Raw genomic sequence first — 4,906 nt, 5'->3', positions numbered from 1 at the left:
ATTTCAGACATGACCAAGAGAATATTTTGAGGGGGATCGGCAGCATCCTGAATTGATTTTGTAATCTGAGGATCGAACCAATCATCTTTAAGAATGGGTTGTGTGAATCTGTTACGATCTGCATCTAAAACAGCCTGCATTCGCTGCTTAGAAATACCTTTAGCAACGTGAATGAGCTTATTTCGCTTAACATACCAATAATCCAGTTTTTCCATTGCTGTGCAAAGTTTTTTAAAGGTATTAATATCATTTGCATTATTTTTTGTCTCCACTAAAGCCAAGACAAAATTTAATTTACTTGGACGACCGGGCAGTTTGAATTTATCTTTATAGTTCTTATCATCTAAAGCCTTAATCCAGCGACCTTCTTTGAGATGAACGCCATCTTTCAAACGTCTCTTAAGATTAGATTCGTACTGCTTTTCCAGTTCATAAAACCGTTGCGCGAGGGGTTGATTTTCATCCACTAATATTTTCGTCTGTAAAAACCAATCCCCTTGCAGTCGAGGACGGTCAAAATATTCTGCACCGTCTAAAGCATGAATTAACTCGTGAAGCACCTCCTCATAAAACGAACCCATGCGCGTTAGGAAATCTGCCATGCGGTCGGTTTCCCACAACAAACAGCATTGCGTATAAAGATTGAGTAACTTAGGAAAATGCTTGCGTTTTTCCCCCTGTTGGTAGGGATAATTATCTGATAATTTCTTTAACTTATTCAAGTCATTACAGTGTTTTTCAGCATAATCATTATCGAGATTAAAGTAGCCCACGGCCATTTGCAGGGCGGCAAGGGATGACTTCACGAGATTGCGACTTTCTGCAACCTCAGCAATGCCCTTATCTTGCAACTGCTGCAACGTTTTATCCCATTCCCTCAAAATCGTATTAGCCCCGTCAAAATCCCAGCGTTCTAGCAGTTTCTTCACGGTTTGATACTGTTGCACGCGCTGATAGCGCCAATACGATACTTGGTCGCAATCCGATGCTTTACCAGCCAATAACTTCTTAATTGATAACTGTGGCTCTAGGTAAATCTGATTGGCAATACCAGACGTAATCGCTTGTATTCGCAATGCTGTCTGCATTTGCGGCGTACCGCCTTTAACGCTAATCAAAATGGTTTCATGGGTATCAAGCGTCTGAAAAAAGTTATAGTATTCCCCAAATAAACCATCTTGGTCAATAGCGGAAATGCTCTGGGGAATAACAATTTTTTGCACATTTAGATGATCCTGAAATTCTCGCTCAATCCAAAGTTTAAGAATCGCGAAAAGATGAATAGTGTCGGAATTATAACCATGATTTTTCTCGCCCTCTATAAATTCGGGTTGGTCGGTGACGAAAATATAAATATCACTGGCAGATTTCTTGATTGCCTCTTCGATAACTCCTAAGATACGACCAGGACGAATAAGATCGTGCCATAATTCCGGCTTGGCTTCATACTCTTGCAGCAAGCCCTCGGTATAGCTGCGAAAGTTTTTAACCTGTAGTTGTTCGCGAACTAATTTCTGGCGATCGTGCCACATTTGCAATTCAATATCATCGAGTTCGCTTTCAGCCGCTTTGGTATTCGGTTCGTTGCGATCGAAGCCAATGGGAATGAAGAAATCGCCATGTTCTTCCGATAATTTTACGGCTAGATCGGAAGTGCCAATATTGGCAATGAGAATGGTCATGGTTTTCGTCTCCATTAATGTATTTTCAGTGTATGCAGACAATTCAAACCAAGAAACAAAATTCATGCGAATGACTGAAACTCGCATGAATTTATTTATTTCAAGTCTTCTTTTTCGGTTTGGGTAATGGCCAAAGCTCCACAAAATCACTCGCTTTCACCACTTTCACATTGAGACGATCTAAATAGCCCATGCGTGTTGCCTCCCTTGCTCCGAATACCGTGACAACTTGATAATTACTATCAATATCGGCAATCCAAATCGGTGAGGGCTTGGTATTGCTATCACCGCACAGCGCCGGATTGTAAGACCCATCATTTTGATAAGCAAGACTATGCAATTCAGCCAGCGCAAACGGCTTATAATTAGAGGCTTTACCCGCAACACAAACGATTTCACATTGGACATCAATCGCTTCTGCCCATTGCGTTTCCGTTGGTAGTTGAGGCCGAACCGATCGCGGCTTTCTAAAATTAAGTTTAGTCCCAACTAATTCCCCTAACACTTTATAAAAACCTCGCATTCGCTTGGCGAACAATTCTTGAAATTCCTCCACATTATCGGGATTTGCCCAAAAGGGATGAGAACTGGTTGCTTTAAGCGTAGAACCTCGCCAATAGGGAGGCCGCGCATTGGCTCGCTGAGTACGATCGTAGCAAGGCCGCCGCGCCCCCTGACCGACTCCTCCCAAGTGAAATGCCAACCAAGTCAAATACTGCAACAATTTCTTCAGCAGGCTTTTTTCAACTTGACGATGGGCGCAGGAACAGAGAAAAAACGATAAATTCCCTTTCATCAAACCGGGTGAACGACGGGAAGGCAATCGCTCAATCGTGCCATCAACTTCCAAGCGAAAAACCCCTGTGCGCGGAGGTTCAAGACCGCCAAATAAATCCATCTCTAACTCTTGTACCTTTGCATTTGATAAAACTCCCGCAGCCAAGGCGCGAAACCAATACCGCAGCATTGAACGAAAAGCAATCGGTCGTAACTCTGCAACGGCATTTCCGGGGGAATTCCAATCTGTTTTCCACTCGTTAAACTCCTGATGCCCGTGAATCAACTGCCCAGTTAATTCAAACCGTACTAGCATCAAGGGTTTTTCGGGTTCGGTATCCTCAGCAATCAACGTTCCGTAACCCGAATTCACCTGCGCCCCGATACCCCGCGACAATCCTAGTTTTAACCAATTCACAACCCGAGCAAAAGTTGCATCGTCACAGTTTAATTTCCGCAAACCCACGCGAAAGCGAGACTCTTTCAGAGAAACAAACAGATTGGGATTAGTATTGTACCGGGGAAATTGCGTCCCCTCCCACTTCCAAATCTGATTAGCAATATCGAGAGATAAACCGCCATTCGAGTTGTCCTCCTCCTCATCGGGTAAAGGATAGGCATCAAGAAAAGCCACTTGTCCCATCACATTAGAATCTGTTTCAATGGTGCCGAAAATTTCTCGCGATCGCTTTTCCCCCACTTCAGCCTCAGCAGCCGATCGCGCAATGCCTTTGAGGGTACTGCTGGGAATGTAGGGAATGCCCGAAGCATCAAAAGCAGGCAGTAACATTTGCTCGGGCCCGCGCAAACCTCCCACGCGCACCCGCCAAGAACATTCAGCAATAAACGACTCATCAGCAAGGCGTTCTATGCGATCGCAGAGTCGTTGCAGGCGACGAGAAGAGTCACTCTTATTCTCAAATTTTTGAAATAATTCCAGAATCGTACCGCTTTTAATCGTGCCATTATCCACATAAACGCGCATCCAACGCAGATACTCAACCAAACTCGCAGAAGAAGCGGGTTTAGGGATTCTATTGTCAAACCAAAGAGAGGGAGTTGCCATCGTTAATTACCTCCTTGTTCTGATTCGGTATTATTATCAGAATTGGGGGCATCTTTGGGATAAATTGCTTCCGCCCAAAACGCAAACTCCCGGGCGACTTGCATGGCAATTCCTGTCAATCCTATCGTTCCCCGCCGCTAAACGATCCAACTGGAGGCAAATCGAGTTTCTGAGAGCGAGAACGCAACCAGCGACGCAATAAAAAAGGAGAAGTCACCCAGACAACACCGTGACTGAGGGACGGCACGGGAAACCAAAGCAATGCCGCATCTCCCACCCATAATGCCCCTTGGGTTAAATTGTCGTCACTCTGTTCCTTATCTTGTACGTCCTCAATCGTATTGCCCCATAGTTTTTTGCAATCGTCTTTGTCAAGCGTGCTGGCACGCAGCCGTCCCCGAATGGTACTCGATGGCAGATAGGGCAAGTTCGTATGGGTTTCGCGGGCAATCCCCACCACATTCCCTTCCTGCGACGTTCCCCCTGTATGCAAAGGAGATAAAAGATACAAATAAGTTAGATTCATCGTTGTCCCCAGAGTAATGTTCCGTAATTGAGTTTGTGAAAAGTGTCCAGCCAAGGCTTGCCCTTTGGATCGGGCAGCAGGCGATCGCGAGGAAAACACCCCGTCTTGAAGCAATACACCGTTCCAGGCTGCACGAAAGCGCGTTGGGGTTGCAGGGCAAAGGTTTTAACGGTCTTTAGTTCCTCAGACTGCTTTTGCTTGCGCTCCTCCCTGCGCGATCGCACGCCCCCCCACCACAAAGCGCGATCGCCAACGCAGCCCAGCAAGCACTCTTTCCAAGCATGGGGATACAGCCCGTACACCAGTTCCTCAGACGTTTCTGCCAAGCCGGGGGTCAGCAGATAAGCAAACATTCCGGGTTGGATAGCGTCGGGTTTATTGGGCTGAGTCAGGGCTTGTAATCCTTGAATTTCTTCAGAATCGGCAACCTTGGAGACAAGAGCATGATGCCCTTCACCTCCCAAGCGCACGACAACGCGAGTTTCGGGAAATCCTTCGAGGTTTGCACCCACCAAAAAACGCCATCCCGCCTTGAGCCGCGTTGCCACTTCGGTGAAAAAGCCATCCTCGTCTTTGACCTGTCGCTGTCCCGGCTTCATGTGAGTGTGAGGCAATACCTGCACGTCCCAGGGATCGTCGGTGAAGTGATGATGCTTAAATTCATTGCAGCCTCGTAAATAAGCCAGCAATGCTGTCGCTTTCATCCAAGGTTTCGGCGGCGCGGCAATGTAAGCTAAGACGCATCTACATTGCATTAATGGCATTGCCTTTATTTTTTATCTTTCTATTCCAATGAATTATTAATTCTCCTTCATTTAACAGTTTTCTTACTGTTTTTTCTAGCTCTTCTCTATT

Annotated in this window: 3 protein-coding genes and 1 pseudogene; all 4 read right to left on the bottom strand. The window is 45.8% G+C overall.

The genetic code is table 11. The features are described from left to right. A partial coding sequence (locus VB714_RS14455; RefSeq protein ID WP_323225310.1) for a hypothetical protein occupies positions 1-1,769 on the bottom strand: 1,769 nt, incomplete at its 3' end. 13 nt (positions 1,770-1,782) lie between these two features. Continuing rightward, positions 1,783-3,525 (bottom strand): RAMP superfamily CRISPR-associated protein, encoded by a 1,743-nt coding sequence (locus VB714_RS14450; RefSeq protein WP_323225309.1) that lies wholly within the window; start codon positions 3,523-3,525, stop codon positions 1,783-1,785. Positions 3,526-3,661: 136 nt separating this feature from the next. Continuing rightward, a pseudogene (locus VB714_RS14445) lies at positions 3,662-4,051 on the bottom strand (RAMP superfamily CRISPR-associated protein); the annotation flags it as partial. Continuing rightward, positions 4,048-4,815, bottom strand: a complete 768-nt coding sequence (locus VB714_RS14440) for a type III-B CRISPR module-associated Cmr3 family protein (RefSeq protein WP_323225307.1) — start codon at positions 4,813-4,815, stop codon at positions 4,048-4,050. The pseudogene VB714_RS14445 and the gene VB714_RS14440, both read right to left, overlap by 4 nt. Between the last annotated feature and the right edge of the window lie 91 nt (positions 4,816-4,906).

Source organism: Spirulina sp. 06S082, from assembly GCF_034932145.1.
Taxonomy (GTDB): Bacteria; Cyanobacteriota; Cyanobacteriia; order Cyanobacteriales; family Spirulinaceae; genus CCY15215.
The sequence above is the reverse complement of the archived record's forward strand: the minus strand, read 5'-3'. Positions and strand labels throughout refer to the sequence as shown.